Annotated in this window: 17 protein-coding genes; 4 read left to right on the top strand and 13 right to left on the bottom strand. The window is 37.2% G+C overall.

The window, feature by feature from the left end:
• Positions 1-639: 639 nt before the first annotated feature.
• The 9 genes from KJK34_RS10070 to KJK34_RS10110 all read right to left on the bottom strand — a co-directional run bounded on the left by KJK34_RS10070 (position 640) and on the right by KJK34_RS10110 (position 4,924).
• Entirely contained in the window at positions 640-912 is a 273-nt protein-coding gene (locus KJK34_RS10070; protein ID WP_223053755.1) for a hypothetical protein, read from the bottom strand.
• A 160-nt stretch (positions 913-1,072) separates the two neighbouring features.
• On the bottom strand, positions 1,073-1,444 hold the full coding sequence (locus KJK34_RS10075) for a hypothetical protein (protein ID WP_223053756.1): 372 nt from the start codon (positions 1,442-1,444) through the stop codon (positions 1,073-1,075).
• Positions 1,445-1,455: 11 nt separating this feature from the next.
• Positions 1,456-1,707 (bottom strand): hypothetical protein, encoded by a 252-nt coding sequence (locus KJK34_RS10080; protein ID WP_223053757.1) that lies wholly within the window; start codon positions 1,705-1,707, stop codon positions 1,456-1,458.
• 364 nt (positions 1,708-2,071) lie between these two features.
• Positions 2,072-2,329, bottom strand: coding sequence for a hypothetical protein (locus KJK34_RS10085; protein WP_223053758.1), 258 nt, complete (start codon positions 2,327-2,329; stop codon positions 2,072-2,074).
• 15 nt (positions 2,330-2,344) lie between these two features.
• Positions 2,345-2,626 carry an RHS repeat-associated core domain-containing protein gene (locus tag KJK34_RS10090; RefSeq protein WP_223053759.1) on the bottom strand — a complete coding sequence of 94 codons (282 nt, stop codon included), beginning with the start codon at positions 2,624-2,626 and terminating at the stop codon, positions 2,345-2,347.
• Between the two features lie 81 nt (positions 2,627-2,707).
• Positions 2,708-3,277 (bottom strand): hypothetical protein, encoded by a 570-nt coding sequence (locus KJK34_RS10095; protein WP_223053760.1) that lies wholly within the window; start codon positions 3,275-3,277, stop codon positions 2,708-2,710.
• Between the two features lie 201 nt (positions 3,278-3,478).
• Positions 3,479-3,826, bottom strand: a complete 348-nt coding sequence (locus KJK34_RS10100) for a hypothetical protein (protein WP_223053761.1) — start codon at positions 3,824-3,826, stop codon at positions 3,479-3,481.
• 47 nt (positions 3,827-3,873) lie between these two features.
• Positions 3,874-4,302 (bottom strand): hypothetical protein, encoded by a 429-nt coding sequence (locus KJK34_RS10105; protein ID WP_223053762.1) that lies wholly within the window; start codon positions 4,300-4,302, stop codon positions 3,874-3,876.
• Between the two features lie 175 nt (positions 4,303-4,477).
• A complete protein-coding gene (locus KJK34_RS10110) occupies positions 4,478-4,924 on the bottom strand; it encodes a hypothetical protein (RefSeq protein ID WP_223053763.1) in 447 nt (148 codons plus the stop codon).
• An 828-nt stretch (positions 4,925-5,752) separates the two neighbouring features.
• On the opposite strand from KJK34_RS10110, the gene KJK34_RS10115 reads away from it, so the two are divergent.
• From KJK34_RS10115 to KJK34_RS10130, 4 genes are all read left to right on the top strand, one after another.
• On the top strand, positions 5,753-8,878 hold the full coding sequence (locus tag KJK34_RS10115) for an N-6 DNA methylase (protein WP_223053764.1): 3,126 nt from the start codon (positions 5,753-5,755) through the stop codon (positions 8,876-8,878).
• 1 nt (position 8,879) lies between these two features.
• The gene (locus tag KJK34_RS10120; RefSeq protein ID WP_223053765.1) at positions 8,880-9,488 is read left to right on the top strand and encodes a hypothetical protein; all 609 of its coding nucleotides are present in this window, start codon (positions 8,880-8,882) and stop codon (positions 9,486-9,488) included.
• Between the two features lie 133 nt (positions 9,489-9,621).
• Complete coding sequence (locus KJK34_RS10125; protein WP_223053766.1) at positions 9,622-10,719, top strand: IS3 family transposase; 1,098 nt, start codon at positions 9,622-9,624, stop codon at positions 10,717-10,719.
• 30 nt (positions 10,720-10,749) lie between these two features.
• Positions 10,750-11,913: an IS3 family transposase gene (locus KJK34_RS10130; RefSeq protein WP_223053767.1), complete on the top strand. Its 1,164-nt coding sequence runs from the start codon at positions 10,750-10,752 to the stop codon at positions 11,911-11,913.
• 242 nt (positions 11,914-12,155) lie between these two features.
• On the opposite strand, the gene KJK34_RS10135 is transcribed toward KJK34_RS10130, so the two are convergent.
• From KJK34_RS10135 to KJK34_RS10150, 4 genes are read right to left on the bottom strand one after another with little or no spacing between them, the layout of a single operon-like run.
• On the bottom strand, positions 12,156-12,518 hold the full coding sequence (locus KJK34_RS10135; RefSeq protein ID WP_223053768.1) for a heavy-metal-associated domain-containing protein: 363 nt from the start codon (positions 12,516-12,518) through the stop codon (positions 12,156-12,158).
• Between the two features lie 37 nt (positions 12,519-12,555).
• Positions 12,556-14,442, bottom strand: coding sequence for a heavy metal translocating P-type ATPase (locus KJK34_RS10140; protein WP_223053769.1), 1,887 nt, complete (start codon positions 14,440-14,442; stop codon positions 12,556-12,558).
• 1 nt (position 14,443) lies between these two features.
• Entirely contained in the window at positions 14,444-14,809 is a 366-nt protein-coding gene (locus KJK34_RS10145) for a DUF3703 domain-containing protein (protein WP_223053770.1), read from the bottom strand.
• Positions 14,810-14,823: 14 nt separating this feature from the next.
• Positions 14,824-15,933: an efflux RND transporter periplasmic adaptor subunit gene (locus KJK34_RS10150; protein ID WP_236937630.1), complete on the bottom strand. Its 1,110-nt coding sequence runs from the start codon at positions 15,931-15,933 to the stop codon at positions 14,824-14,826.
• Positions 15,934-15,952 lie beyond the last annotated feature (19 nt).

Consider the following 15,952-nt stretch of genomic DNA (forward strand, 5'->3'; position numbering starts at 1 on the left):
ATGACAGGGCTCTTTTAGCTTCTTCAAAAATATAGCCTTTTTTTATAGCGAAAATAGTTTGGAAAAAATCCAAAGTATGATAAACATCAACATCCAAAATTATAAAATGAAAAAGGGGCTACCCTTTTGAGACAGCCCCTTTTTTTATTTTATCTTATCAATAGGAAGGTATGGATTCTGAATGATTTGGTACAGTTCCATCAGGAAGATCCAGATTACCTTGAGGAGGATTCGCACTCATTCCAGTAGGATATATTAAATTTATAAGATGCTGATAACAATACCCGTAAGCGTCTCCCGTAAGCAAGCGGGTCAACCAATATAAATATACTAAATTAGGGTAGTAGTAACGGACGCTGTAATAAAAATTACCTGCTTGTTGTCCTCCCTTGCCATAGAAAATATTTTTTGATTTTTCAAAGCTACCAAAACTGGCAAAGGTTCTATATCCTGCAATGTTGGGCGAAAACGAACAAGCCGACCTTTTTAAAGATCCTGCTATGCTAAAATTTAGTATATAAAACGCTCCCCGAAAAAAGAAAAGGAATGCCTACTCACTACTGTTGACCACTTTATTAAAGCAAGCAAGATTTCTTCGATGTAAAAAAAAACGCCAAGCTGTAAGCCTGACGTTATTATTTAATGTAGTTCTTTTAAAGGTGGCGGTCCTTCTTTTTTAACTTTATCAACCGCTTCCAACCAATATTCCCAAAAGGCACTATCAGCAGGTTTATTTACTTCTAACCAATATTCGCCACCACTTAAAATATCTGTCAAGTCATTTGAGCCTGTTGCTTCCAAATACGCTTTAAGCATATACAACATTGCTTCATACCCTTCTTTCTCAGTAATCAATTCATTACTGGAAATTATACCGTCTTCATTTATTTTACCGTCACTTAATAATTTCATTGTTTTTACTTTAGACCATATTTAGCAATCATTTCAGCAGGTGTCATTGTCGCATAACCTGCTCCTTTGACAACCCCATTTTGTGTATAAGTGTAAACTGATTTACCTGCTTGTTGTCCTCCCTTGCCATAGAAAATATTTTTTGATTTTTCAAAGCCACTTAATCGGTGACTTTTGCTTCTCTTATCAAGGGCGTAATCCAAAATGCATTCTCTACTTCGGAATCAATAGTCCAATACTCTATCAAGTCTCTAAAAACTTCTTTTTCTGACTTTAATATTTTTTCAATTTCATACCATCTATAATCTCTGTCTAATTCTTTATCATTTAAAAAATCATCATAAGAAGCAAGTATAATGGACATTATAGCATATTTCATTTCAGCAGACAAATCATTATCATTATAAAAAGAAATAAATTCATCAACTCTATTTTTATCTGCCAATTCCACATCCCAATCCTGTTCAAAACCCATATAGGGCAATGACAACTCCTTGCTTAATTGCTCTATTATTTCCTTTCTTAAAATCATAGTAATAGCATTTAAGGAATTAATGGATAAGCTGTTTTAACCCCGCCACCACCTGGTACTAAACATATATTTGTTGCAGCTTTGAACGCGCCGTCAGGCATAATAATTCTTGCAGGAAAGCCATTAGGTATAGGAATATTCACAGCTCCATTAGCTGTTTTTCCTACATTATCTAAAATAAATTGAGCCGCTTTTTGATTGTCTAAAAATTGACCCTGTGCCATACCTGAGCCTTTTGCTCTATTAACTAAAAAGTTCGTCATATCATCCCCGTAAGCATCCATTGTATCTCAACAAGTGGGTCAACCGATATAAATATACTAAATTTAGGGTCGTAATAGCGGGTGCCGTAATAATAATTACCTGCTTGTTGTTCTATCTTGCCATAGAAAATATTTTTTGATTTTTCAAAGCTACCAAAACTGGCCAAGGTTCTATATCCTGCAATGTTGAGCGAAAACGAACAAGCCGACCTTTTTAAAGATCCTGCTATGCTAAGATTTATTATATAAAACGCTCTCCGAAAAGGAAAGGAATGCCTGCTCACTACCGTTGACCATTTTATTAAAGCAAGCAAGATTTCTTCGATGTAAAAAAACGCCAAACAGAATACTTGGGCTTTTTGATTTATGCAAATTCTTGTGGAATATTTTTAAACTGCTCTTGCATATCCCATTTTTCGGGCTTTTCCTTTGGCTCAAACCAATTTGCACCTTTATTTATCCATTTTTCCCTATATCGTTTTACTGCTTCGATTGTGTAATCTTCGTTTCCAAACTCTACACCACAACAAGGGCAAATTTCATACGTAGGGCAATGACCGTCTTCACCCCAAGGCAAATCGTCAATATATAGTCCACAAACTCTACAATTATGATTACTCATTTGTACGTAGTTCTTTTATTGTCCTAGCCAATACTTCATACCATCAGTAGGCCTAAACATAGTTCTTGGAACACCTGATGCATCCATTGTATGCTCAACAAGTGGGTCAACAGATATAAATATACTAAATTTTGGGTCGTAATAGCGGGCGCTGTAATAATAATTGCCTGTCTCTTCATCAAACTCTTTACCATTATATTTAAACGGGTTGTTAATATAGTTTAAGTGTTCATAAACAAATGTTTCGCCAAACGGCAGGTATTCAATATGCTTATTGAAAATAAAAAAAGTATACAATTAAGTACACCTCTTTCAAATTCTATTTAAATTTTAATTTATTGAAAATCAACGAAAAAAGCACCTTTTATTAACTATCAACTAATTTGAACCATTACCGTTTTTTTCGTATGTAATTAATTTTAAACTTTTTACCAGTTCGAGATATTCTGTTATATTTTCTTCTTTTATATTGAATAAAATAATGTCTATTTTTCCATTAGAATACTTCTTACTTACTCTATTTGTATTTTTTAAAGATAAATATTTTGAATTGTATCTCCTTTCTTCCCAATACCAGAGAAAATGTCTATCCTTATCAATATTATCACAACAATAATCATAAATCATCCAATTTTTCTCTTCTTTAGAGTTTTCATGAGCCGATTTTATCCAGATGATTTGTTTAGAATTATATTCAAAAAAGAAATTGTTATCCGAAGCTCCCCATGTTATAATCTTTTTAGGCAGCTTAATTTTGAAGTGGTTAGGATAATAAATGGCTTTCCCCGAAGTACCATAAACCTTTGAATAATAATAGAATTCATTAAAGTCATTATAGAAATGAAATTTGTAGGAATCCGTAAAATGGCTAGATTGACGAATATCTATATAAGTTTTACACGACATAAGACTTATACAACATAATATAAGAAATATAAATTGTCTCATTTTTATAAGGTTTATATTCATGTTTGTTCATTCTCTTTGCGGCATCTTTGAACTTACTATAGTCTAGCGAAATTATATGTTTATTATTACTTATAAAAAAACCGATTGTAGGGATATATTTATTTTCACGCTATCCACTTGTATACATATTATTAATACTAATATCTAATCCATAATAAATGTACTGTTAAATATTTTATACTATTTAAAATGAAGATACCAATCGCCACCAGATTCTCTTTTTATAGTTTCTTCTGATTCAAATCCTATTTTTACATCATTAATAGAGCATTCCGGATAATCAACATAATAAAATTTTACTCGTAGTAATTTTTTTAATACTTCATTATTCTTTAAATCATCTCTCACTTTATCAGATTGCGTGATTATCCAAATTACCAAATATTTTGGATCAACGTCATAAGCACCATACCTTAATATGGAAATGTGCTCTTTATTATGAATTTGTTGTTTTGTAACAGTGTTAAATTCTTTTTCAATTTTCCTGATCTTGACAGATAATCTGGTTTTGAAAGTAAATATTTTCATAATATCAAGTGAATGTTATATGTTGACTCTTCAATGTATCATGTTTCTCAGTGATCATAATCTATTATAAGAGTATCACTACTGAAAACCAAACCAATTGGTTTAGTTTTTAAAAAGTCAGTAACCTCATTTACACTTAATAAATTTTTCTTGTGTTGTGGTGACTTAAAGTAATGTGTTGAGCTGCCTATCACAATTATATCTCCTTTTTTCTCAAAATAATCTATGGGAATGAAATTATTACGGTCTTTATCCGGAATAGCATAATATAAAATTTGTTTCAATACTTTATTCTGCAGGCTGTGATACAATAGCTGCTTTTTATCTATTAATTTTAATTTAATGATACCCGCAGAAAACGATTGTTCATTTGGATTATACTCAACATCTATTACTGAAAGATTGTCATTTTGCTGATTTGTGAAATCACATGACATTATAGCTATTAAACAAAGTAAAGACATTATCTCTTTCATTTATTTAGTATTAAATGTTTCTCACCTCTTAAAATACAAAATATTTATTGCAGGCCTCTTTATCGTTGTATTCAAAAGGCGAGTTTATAGATTATTTATAGTAGCTCAATATAATTACCGTAAGAATTATTTTTATCTGCGAGCGTTACTTCTCAAACTACTGAATTATGATGAATTATTTAACATATACATCAGGATTCGACAAGCGTTTGTTGTGGTAATACTTTTCACCTTTTCTACGGTTGGTCGCATTTTCCTTCAATAAAAAAATGTATTTATCATTATTGCTTAAAACAATTACATTCTCATTGTAAGATACAACATCCATCACGTTGTAATTTAGTACCATCACACTATCATTATCCCTTAAGTTCCATTCTCTATTGTAATATAAATCACCATCCTTATTTCTAAGTTCGACCTTCCCATCCTCGTCAATATAGTAACGATCATATAAACCGTCTTTTTTAAACTTAAAATAAATTCCATAATATCCTTCCAAAGAATCATAAAAGCACCAATATTCAGAATCCTCCTGATTTAACAAAGTTTGCTTTAAGCTGGTGTCGCAAGAAACTAATAGAATAAACGCCATCAATATAAAAATAAAATTTTTGATCATCTTTTGGTTTTATATAAGTGAAAGGAGTAAAAAGTATGTATATTTATCTATCTTTTTCTCTGTAATATATAGGCACAGGTTTTCTATCTTTTTTTGTCATTGTCATAGTTAGCTGTCCAATACCTGCAGAAAACGATTGTTCGTTTGGATAATAATCAATATCTATCACTTAAAGAATGTCATTTTTTTATTGTAAAAATACATGACATTATAGCTATAAACAGATTGAAGACAACATCTCTTTCATTTATTCAATATAAAATGTTTTTTTACTCCTGAAGTACAAAATATTTATCGTAAGTTCTTCCAATAAATTATTAATCTGCTGATACTCTTTGCCATTTCGACGCTATCGCTAATCTTCCTTCTCCCCAATAACAAATAAATAAAAAAATCCTTATAAAATTGACATTCAATTTCATAAGGATTACAGAAGCAGAGAGGAAGGGATTCGAACCTATCTCTGTACGGCTAGTATATATTGGGCTTTCCAACTTTCAAAGCTTACTGCACCACGAATGCACCACAAACTTTAAAAAAATCTAGCATTGTATCTTAAATGCCATCTGCAAGAAGGCAACTTGATTTCAGTACAAAGAACTACTGGCAAAGGTAGTAAAATCAGAATAAAATTGGCCGGTATAAACTAGATTTTGTATGCTGGAATCATATCATTATGATGAGGAATTTTTAGGACTTGCCTCGGTCATAATCCTTTGCCAAGACAATCCCTGTAAGCAATATTAATTTCAGAAATCGAGTCGTTTTTTAATATTTAAAACATTATTTTTGTAAAATGGGGAATAATACTTCAAAGTAACCGCAAGGATGACCAGTAGGGAAATCGTAAGGTCTATAGGCCTAGATCGGGCTGTTTCAATCAATTCGGAACGTAAAGAACTTTCCGAAAGCCAGTCTATTATCCTTGACCAAGTTCAAGGATTTAATATAGATTCAGTGTATTTCAACACCGATAATACCGGTAACAGTTTCCCTGCAATATTTCTAAAAAAAGTAATTTCCTTTGAGTCTGAAACTTTGCGGGATGTCGCGGATATCCAGCGCAAGATATGGAACTATAAAAAAGTTTTTTTCTTATATGTATATTCAGACCTGGAACTGCGCATCTATAACTGCTCTGAAAAGCCCCTGGTCATCACTCGTGAAAACTTCGATGAAGATAAGGAACTGCAAAAAATCGAGATAACAAGATACCGTTTTTCCGACAAGGAAAGGCTTAAGGAGTTAAATATGCTTTTCTCAACGGTGGCAGTAGATTCGGGAATAATATGGACCCTTGAAGAAGCCGAATTTGTCCGAAAGAAAATCAATCTGCAAAAGCGGGTAGATAAATATTTGGTGGAAAGCCTCATCAACACGTCTAAACAACTGGAGGAACTAGGACTCGAAATCAACTTGATTCATCGACTGATCCTGCGATCCCTTTTCCTTTTATACTTAGAAGACCGAGAAGCCACCGATGAAAATTTTTATTCCAATATAAAGGCTGGGGCAAAGTCGTTTTTCGACATTCTGGAAGATACTACGTCTACATATACCCTTTTCCAAAGGCTCGAAGACCATTTCAATGGAAACGTGTTTACCATCTCCGAGAACGAGATCATAACGGTCGAACACTTACAGCTAATTAAAAAATGCTTTATCAGCGGCAACGATAACACACCTCAAGTAAATCTCTTCGAGGACTGGCGTATATTTGATTTCAGCATCATTCAGATTGAGCTTTTGAGCGAGATTTACGAGAATTTCCTTTTCAAGACCGATCCGGAACTGAAAAAGGAAACGGGAACATATTATACGCCCCCAGCGCTTGTGGAGTTCATCCTCAACGAGCAGCTGCCTGTAAACAACGGCGAGACGGATTATAATCTGAAGATCCTTGACCCAACATGCGGATCGGGCATTTTTTTGGTCGAAAGCTTTAAGCGTCTTGTAAAGCGCTATGAAAACAGCCATAAACAAAAGCTGACCGACTTCAACGAACTGAAAAAATTACTGACCGAACATATTTTCGGGATTGAGCTACACCCACAAGCCATAAAGGTGGCAGCCTTCAGTCTCTACCTTGCCCTTGTGGATAACCTAAACCCGAAGACAATTTGGCAAAGTAAAAATTATAGGCTTCCGTATCTGATCAACAATCCCGAGGACCCTACCTTAGGGCAACAGGGGAACAATCTGTTCTGTAGGGACACGATTAAATCCAACCAAGAGATTGAAGCAATCGAATTTGACCTAGTGGTAGGTAATCCGCCTTTCGGTACTGATATTACATCGGAGTCTATAAGAACCTATTGCGATCAGCACGGATTCGCAAAAGAAATGGTATTGCCATTTCTACACAAGGCAGCAACTTTGGCTCCAAAAGGGAAAATTGCACTTATTTTCAACACAAAAGTCTTAACTAACACAGGTTCGACTTATCAAAATTTTAGAAGATGGCTATTTAATGATTGCTACGTTGAAAAAGTATATAATTTTTCAATATTGCGTAATGCAAAAAAGAACTTTGGCGGACAACTCTTTGGAGATGCTACTGGCCCGATTAGCATAGTATATTATCAAAAAGAAACTCCCGTAGATGCTATTGATAAAATAGCTTACTATGCCCCTAAGACCTACATTAAGTCAAATATTATTGAAGGACTCAGCATTGACTTTACCGATTTGAAATTTCTACCGCGTAAAGAATGCCAAAAGGATGATACCAAAATATGGAAAGTAGCCATGTACGGAACTTCTTCTGATGTAGTACTTATAGACAGGCTTTTGACAAATAGCCTTAATATTGGTAAATATATAAAGCAGAATCATTTGGCGTTCGGTGTAGGGCTTCAACCTCTAAACAAATCGACTGTCAGGCCTCTTGTTGACAATGAGATAGCAGAACTCTTGTTTATAAGACCTGAAAGAATCAATCGGTATACGACAAGCCCTTCTAGTTTCTCAGGTATTAACTCTCTTCTAAAGGATAAAAAAACCATAGAAACATACCTAAAGCATTATGACGTGGAATACGTGCAGGACTTGCCCACAATTAACGTATTTCGACGATTAGGAAAGAAGCAGGTGTATAGCGGACCTATGCTATTGATTAAGGAAGGCTTTTTGCATAATAAACTCTGTAGCAGTTTCATTGATGCGAAAGTAGCTTTCAACAGTACAGTTTTGGGACTGAAATCCAATGATTCAGACCTACTCCGGTTTCTTTCTGCCATACTAAATTCAGAACTGGCAACCTATTTCCTTTTATTGATTTCCAATAGTTGGGGGATAGAGCGTGAGCGAATCAAACCGAATGAAGTTTACAAATTTCCGGTAATACTGAATGAGCAGATTGTCCGTAGAATTGTAACACTCCACAAGGAAATAGAAACTTTGATCCTTTCTTCAATCCTGACTGTTGATTATAGTATCTTGGAAGAACAAATAAATCAATATATCTATGAGCTCTATGAAATTGACCTCATGGAGAGACGTCTGGTAAAAGATTTTATCAACCTGTCATTTGACCTTTTTACAAAACAGGAAAAATCAGTTGCACTGAATCCCGTTTTAAATGAACAAATTACTGCATATTCAACTATCTTAAGTTCAGAAATAAATGAATTTCTGGAAGGGCAACACCTATTTGCCAATGTAACTTTATTCAACATAGGGAGGTATACACCACTGATGGTTATCAAACTTACATTTGAAAAGAGAATAAAAGAAGAGATTCTCTCTCAAGAAAATGTCCATGATGAGCTTCGAACACTGGATAGTTTTTTATGGGAACAAAAAGGCACCAACATATATTTCCGCAAAAAGCTTAACTATAAAAACGGAAAGGACATATATATTATCCGACCAAACCAACGTAGGTTCTGGTCACAGTCAATGGCAGTCGAAGATGCATCCGAATTAATTCTGGAAATATTAAATGGAAATTAGGATGGCATTAGACACAGAAATTTACAAAGGCTTCAAAAATGCTTTCCACGGTAGATGTTTTCAGCTTTTAGTTGATGCCTATCACACCTCGATTACGGCTAAGGCTATCCAGTTGGATTGGAACGAGAACGATATTTCCTCAGAATTACATGAGCGTATGAAGAAAAACCCATTAAGGGTGAAATGGAAGATCTCAACCAATGTAGAAGCTCACCTGCCCGACGATAGAACCAAGATAAAAGGTTTTTCAGCTACCTTTCCAAGAATCGACTTTCGCCTGACCTCCTTTATTTCCGAGTACGAATATGACTATTTTTTCGAGGCTAAAAATCTTAAGGTTAGCGACTCCGCTCTAAAAAGAAGGTATATCGAAACAGGAATAGATAACTTCGTTTCGGGCAAATACTCTGATGGCAGTATTATCGGTTATATCCTGGAGGGTGCAACGGCAGATATTGTGATAGGCATTAATTCATTGCTTACAAAGGATTATAGGGATTCCGAATCTCTCGCATTAAAGCACCATTCCCTTCACGCCGATTACTATGAGTCCGAACATAGTACGATTGGTTCACTTAGACACTTCATGCTAAATTTCACTACCACCTAATTCCAAGCAAACTTTCCGATTATTTATTTACCATATTTTTTACATAGCTAAGAATTTATAGTTTATATCGACATATAGTCAACAATTCTTAGATCAATACCAAACACTTAAGAGCAGAAATTGAGGGTTAATCATGAAAAAACGTAAAATTTACGACCGTAATTTTAAATTTAACGCCGTCAAATTAGGCGTTGAAAGAGGTCTCCATAAAGTTTCAAAAGAGTTAGGTATACCATCTTCAAATATATACAGTTGGCAAAAGGAACTCCAAGAATTTGGAACGGGAAGTTTTTGCGGAAGTGGTTATTTTAAAAACCCCGAGCAAAAAAGAATTTTCGACCTTAAAAAAAAACTGGAAGAATTGAAACTTCAAATTGAAATTTTTAAGAACGCAAATAAGCATATCGCTGCGGGGAAACCTATGATCTTCCACTTTATTGAGGACAATCTGGACAGATACCCATTATGGAAAATGTGTAAAGCATTAGGAATATTGACAGGAACCTATCATAAATGGAAAAGCCAGGCAAAATCTCCAAGGCAACGACAGAGTCTTTTATTGGAACAAGAAGTAACTGCAATATTTTATGAGTACAAACAGCGCTATGGCAATATAAGAATTTCGGAAGAATTAAAAAGCCGGGGCATTAAATTATCACCGGCTCAGGTTACCTTTTACATGAAAAAATTAGGCCTTGTGAGTAAGCTAAGCACCAGCAATAAATCCAAGTATAGTTCACCATTTATTCCTTACAATCCCTGTATTTTTCCTAACATTCTAAACCGGCAATTTAACGCTGAAAAACCTGATCAGGTTTGGGTCTCGGCTATAACGAGCATTCAAACAGTAACAGGACTTTTATTCCTAACAATTATCATGGACTTATATGACCGGAACATTATTGGATGGAGCCTCAGCGACAGACTAACTATAAAAGAAACGTCGATGCCAGCTTGGGAAATGGCCGTTCAGGGTCGTACAATAGAGAAAGAACTACTATTCCATTCAGACAGAGGACCACAGTATGCGAATAAAGCATTTACCCGTAAACTAGCCTCATATAAATGTATTAAGCGCAGTATGAGCCGGAAGGGAAACTATTTAGATAATGCTATACCAAGGAACTTTTTTACCTCCCTTAAGTCTGAACTTGTACAATCAGACGATCCTGTGACAAAAAAACAAATTGAAGAAGCATTGATAGCCTCCCCCAGAAATTGCTCCAAATAAACTTATAGGGTATAAATCAACACCTTTCAGATGATAAAAAAATATGACCGTGCTTTTAAGGAGTATGCTGTTAAATTAAGTTATGAACGAGGCAAGGGACAAATTGTCGTTATTGAACGAGAACTCGGAATTACACCAAGTTGCCTGAACAGATGGCGGCAGGATTTTGAAAAATATGGGACAGGAAGTTTCTGCGGGACAGGTTATTTAAAATTAACACCCAACCAATCTGTAATTACTGAACTCGAAAATAAAATTAAAGACTCAGAAGTTGCTCTGGAAATTTTAAAGCGAGGCACCGGATCTGTTACTCAGGGAAAAATAGCAACCAAACAATTCATTGAAGAAAATAAAGGTAAATTTTCAATTTTAAAAATGTGTACTGTATTGGGCGTGTCGAGAACTACCTATTACCGCAGGAAGAAACAGGAATTATCAGATACAGAATCCCGAATAATTTTACTCAAACAAGAGATTGTCTCCATATTTAATGAACATAAGCAAACTTATGGATGCAGAAAAATTACAAAAGAGCTTCACAAGCGGGGATTTAAGATACAGAGTGCGCAGGTTACCAGTTATATGAGAATGCTTGGCCTACGTTGTAAAACCAAGAGGAAGTATAAGCCGACCACCGATTCAAATCACAACCATTATACATTTCCTAATGTTCTAAACAGACAATTTACAGTTGATGCGCCCGCCAAGGCATGGGTTTCAGACATCACATATATCCAAACGGTAAGAGGTTTCGTATATCTAACTATTATTATGGACTTGTTTGATAGAAAAATTATTGGATGGAATCTAAGTAATGGAATGACAACTAAAGAAACTACTTTGCCAGCTTGGGAAATGGCGGTTAAAAACAGAAAAATTACGAAGGATTTGATTTTTCATTCCGATAAAGGGGTTCAATATGCAAATAAGATTTTCTGTAAGGCTTTAAATGCTCACAAGTTTGTCAGGCAGAGTATGAGCCGCAAACAAAACCATAATGATAATGCGGTCTGCGAAAGTTTTTTCAGGTCTTTTAAGTTGGAATTACTTAATGGAAGTACACTTATGGCAAGAAAACAAATGAAAGCCGAAGTAGATGATTATATCGAAAATTGGTACAATAAAAAAAGAAGGCATTCATTTTTGGGTTACAAGACCATCGAAGAATTTGATCGAATCAATAATGTAATTTAAGCTTAAAAATCTCAATATAATCGAAAGAGCTTTGCCTTGAAAAGATAGCAGAGGGGAAGGGATTTGAACCTGTCTCCGAAAACATGCATAAATGCTAGACATCGTATTTTTTGGGACTGAATTGCCATGAATTTGCCACAAATCTTGTTAGCCTATCAAATTGATTTAAACAGCGTTATAATTACCACACAAAGATACAGAAAAGATACGACTTTGTGCAACGACACAGTACTTTACCAATATTATGCTTTTTTACAACACCCATCTAGGCCATCGTAAGCAACAGGGTCCGCTTTTACTTCATCAGCATCGTAGCCAAGCTTGCTTATCGCGGTTTTTATTTTAGCAAGATCGGTCTTTTTTGAGTTGTAAGTTACTTTAATAGTCATTGCCTTATCATCAAGAACAACCATCTGAACCCCTTTTTCTTTCAAAAGAGCCTGATTGAATTTTGGCCCACATGTTTCGCAAGCCTTGCAATGGTCGCAATAGATAGCCGTTTTAATTGTCGCTGTCTGGATTGTCTTTTTTTCCTGTGCTGACACTGTGCTAGAACAAAGCAATACAGTGAAGATTAGCAGGAAAGATCTTAGAATTGATTTCATAGTTGCCATAATTTGTCTACAAATATATTATTTGATTTTATAATTTATGCTTTTGGATGCGAACGGCGTTCAATATCGCCAGCAAGGCTACGCCGACATCGGCAATAACTGCCTCCCATAGGTTAGCTACGCCACCGGCGCCTAAAGCCAGTACCAGGACTTTAACTGTCATTGCAAGCACGATGTTCTGCCAAACAATACGTTTGGTCACCTTTCCGACCTTTATAGCGGTAACTATCTTTGATGGCTGGTCATTCTGTATTACAATATCCGCGGTTTCAATAGTGGCGTCACTGCCAAGGCCACCCATCGCGATGCCTGCATCGGCAAGTGCTACGACCGGTGCATCATTGACCCCGTCCCCAACAAATGCAATGCGCTTACCCTGGTCTTTCAGCTGCTGCACTTTTTCGACCTTGCCCTCAGGCAATAGATCGCCGTAGGCATCATCAATATTAAGTTCCTTTGCGACCTGCTGGACTACAGCCTGCTTATCCCCTGAAAGCATTACTGTCTGCACACCTAAATGGTGCAGCTCCCCGATAGCCTGCGGAGCATCTTCTTTGATTTTGTCAGCAATAGTAATATGTCCACGATATTTATTGTCTATAGCAATTACGACAATGGTGTACACTATGCTGTCCACTGCTTTAGGGTATTCAATATTGAATTTCTTCATTAGTTTGGTATTGCCTGCAAGAACTATTTTTCCTGCAATTGTACCCTTAAGACCATGCCCGGAAATCTCTTCAACGTCTGAGATTGAAATTCCCTGCAGTTTTTCTTTGCCCGTGTGCTCCACGACAGCAAGGCCAATAGGATGCGTGGACTGGCTCTCCAGCGCAGCTGCTGTAGCTAGCAGTTCTTCCTCCGAAATACCTTGCGCGGCCACTTCCTGTACCTTGAAAATACCTTCAGTAAGCGTGCCCGTTTTGTCCATTACCACTACATTAACCTCTGTCATAACATCCAGGAAGTTAGAGCCTTTAAAAAGGATGCCTTTACGGGAGGCAAGGCCGATACCCCCAAAATAGCCAAGCGGTATGGATACCACCAGGGCGCAGGGACAGCTTATTACAAGGAATACCAAAGCCCTGTAAAACCATACCCTGAAAACATAATCTTCTACAAAAAAGGAAGGAACAAGGCACACGGCAAGAGCCAGGGCAAAGACAATTGGCGTGTATACTTTGGCAAAGCGGCTGATAAAGAGCTGTGTTTGGGATTTGCGGGACGTCGCATCCTGCACCATTTCCAATATTCTGCTAAGTTTGCTGTCCTGGAATAAGGCAGTAACTTTTACTTCAGCTACTGTATTTAGGTTGATCATCCCCGCATAAATTTTTTCGCCCGCAGCTTTTGTATCAGGCTTGCTTTCACCTGTCAGGGCCGCTGTATTGAATGAAGCTTTCTCTGAAAGGAGATCACCGTCAAGGGCAACTTTTTCACCAGGCTTTACCTGTATTACTTCTCCCTCCAATACCTCCTTTGGGTGCATTAGAGCCGGTATCCCATCGCGTATCACCGTGACCTCCTCAGGCCTTACATCCAGCAGGGCCTGGATGCTCCTTTTAGCCCTGTTTACAGCACTGTCCTGAAACCACTCTCCAATCGAATAGAAAGCCATCACCGCCACGCCCTCGCTATAGGATCCAATGGCAAAGGCACCTATGGTCGCCACGCTCATTAGAAAGAACTCATTAAAGAAATCCAAACGCTTCGCTTTACGCCATGCCATATACAACACGTTGTAACCTGACAATAGGTAGGCTACACTGTAGATGATAAGATTGAAAGGAAACTCAGGCTCATATGCTGCTCCATATTCTAGCCCCAGCATTACAAATAATATCGCTATGGCTATAAGCAGGGGTAGATGTTCTTTCCATGCAGCCTTTTCTTCTTGAATATTCGTTGCTTCCATTTTAGTTTGTGTATTTGTCAAATAATTTTTGGATGTCTGCGGGGATTGCCATTGACTTTAGTGGGGGGACGCTTGCTCCACCTGTATTTCCCACCGGCACCGTCCCTACAAAAGATTTGACCCCGCCGAATAGCAAGCGGGGCAGTTGACCAATAATCTCCTTCACATTTTTTATCCTGAAACCGAACTTTAGCATCTGCCAATGTACAACAGTATGCGGAATCGGATATTTTTGACCGAGAATGTGTGCACGCTCCAGATGCAGCCAGCAACTTGCGATGTCATGGCTGCTAAAAAACTTAGCTCTTGTAAGCTCATGCAGGTAAAATGGAACCAGGCCTTTTGGCATTACGGTATAGAATTTCATAATCTACCTATTTATTAATGTTCATGCCCTCCGCCGCCTTCACTCTTTAGCAAATGGCTTTGTATATAATAAGCGCCTTTAAGCACGATTTTAGCGTCGCTATCAATTTCCTGTAAAACTGTAACCTGCACGTAGCCTAACTGATTTGTCCCGGTCTTCACCTCGACACGTTGGAAATGATAGGTTTTGCCTTCCTCCTCCGTATGCTCATGCCCGTCATCGTGAGCGTGGCCTTCTGTTGCATCATGGTCATGGTCGTGGCCATGACCGTCGTCATGGCTGTGCCCTTCCTGCTCATCATGGGAAGCCTCTTCATGTCCTTCCTCCAGCACAAAGATATATTCCCTGCCGTCGGCCCTTATCACCGCATCAGTCGGCAGCGCCTGGACCTGTCGTGTGCCTACATCGATAAGTGCATTGACATACATGCCGGGTATAAGCGATTTTGAAGGATTAAGGATTTCTGCGTGGACGGCAACCGATTTGGTATCATTTTCAAATGATTTGCTTACATTAAATACTTTGCCGATGATTTCACTGTTATCCTGATTGGTCAGTACAAACCTGATATTTTGCCCTGCTTTAACCTTCTGCAGGTCCTTCTCATATACCAGCAGGTCAACATGTAGCTTGGAATTATCGACAATAGTAAATAACGGCTTACCTACCTCTGCATTGCTGGCGAGTTTCACATTCACTTCTGTGACATATCCTGATAGCGGAGAGGTTAGCGCCATTACTGATGTTGCCGATGATTTGCTCAGGTTAAGTACCGACAACTGCCTGTCCAGGGAGGCCAGCCGTGCTTTCTCAATATCGTAATCTGATTTGGTACGCTGGAAAACCTTTTTGGAATTAACATTCTCCTCGCTAAGTATCTTCTGCCTTTCGTATTCCAGCTTAAGAAATTGAAGATTGCTTTTGGACGTCAGGTAGGCTTCTTGCAACTGCGCGAATTCGGGGCTCTCGAGCGTTGCCAGCACCTGACCTTTTTTGACAAACTGGCCTTCAATGACATTAATGGATTTGACAATACCTGTCATGTGCACAGAAACGTCAGCCTGGTTTTGCGGTGGCAGCTTAGTATAGCCATTGGCGTTAACAACCTCACTGAGGTTTTTCATGGAGAAAGTCCCGAGTTCG

It is taken from the genome of Flavobacterium coralii, from assembly GCF_019891545.1.
GTDB lineage: Bacteria > Bacteroidota > Bacteroidia > Flavobacteriales > Flavobacteriaceae > Flavobacterium > Flavobacterium coralii.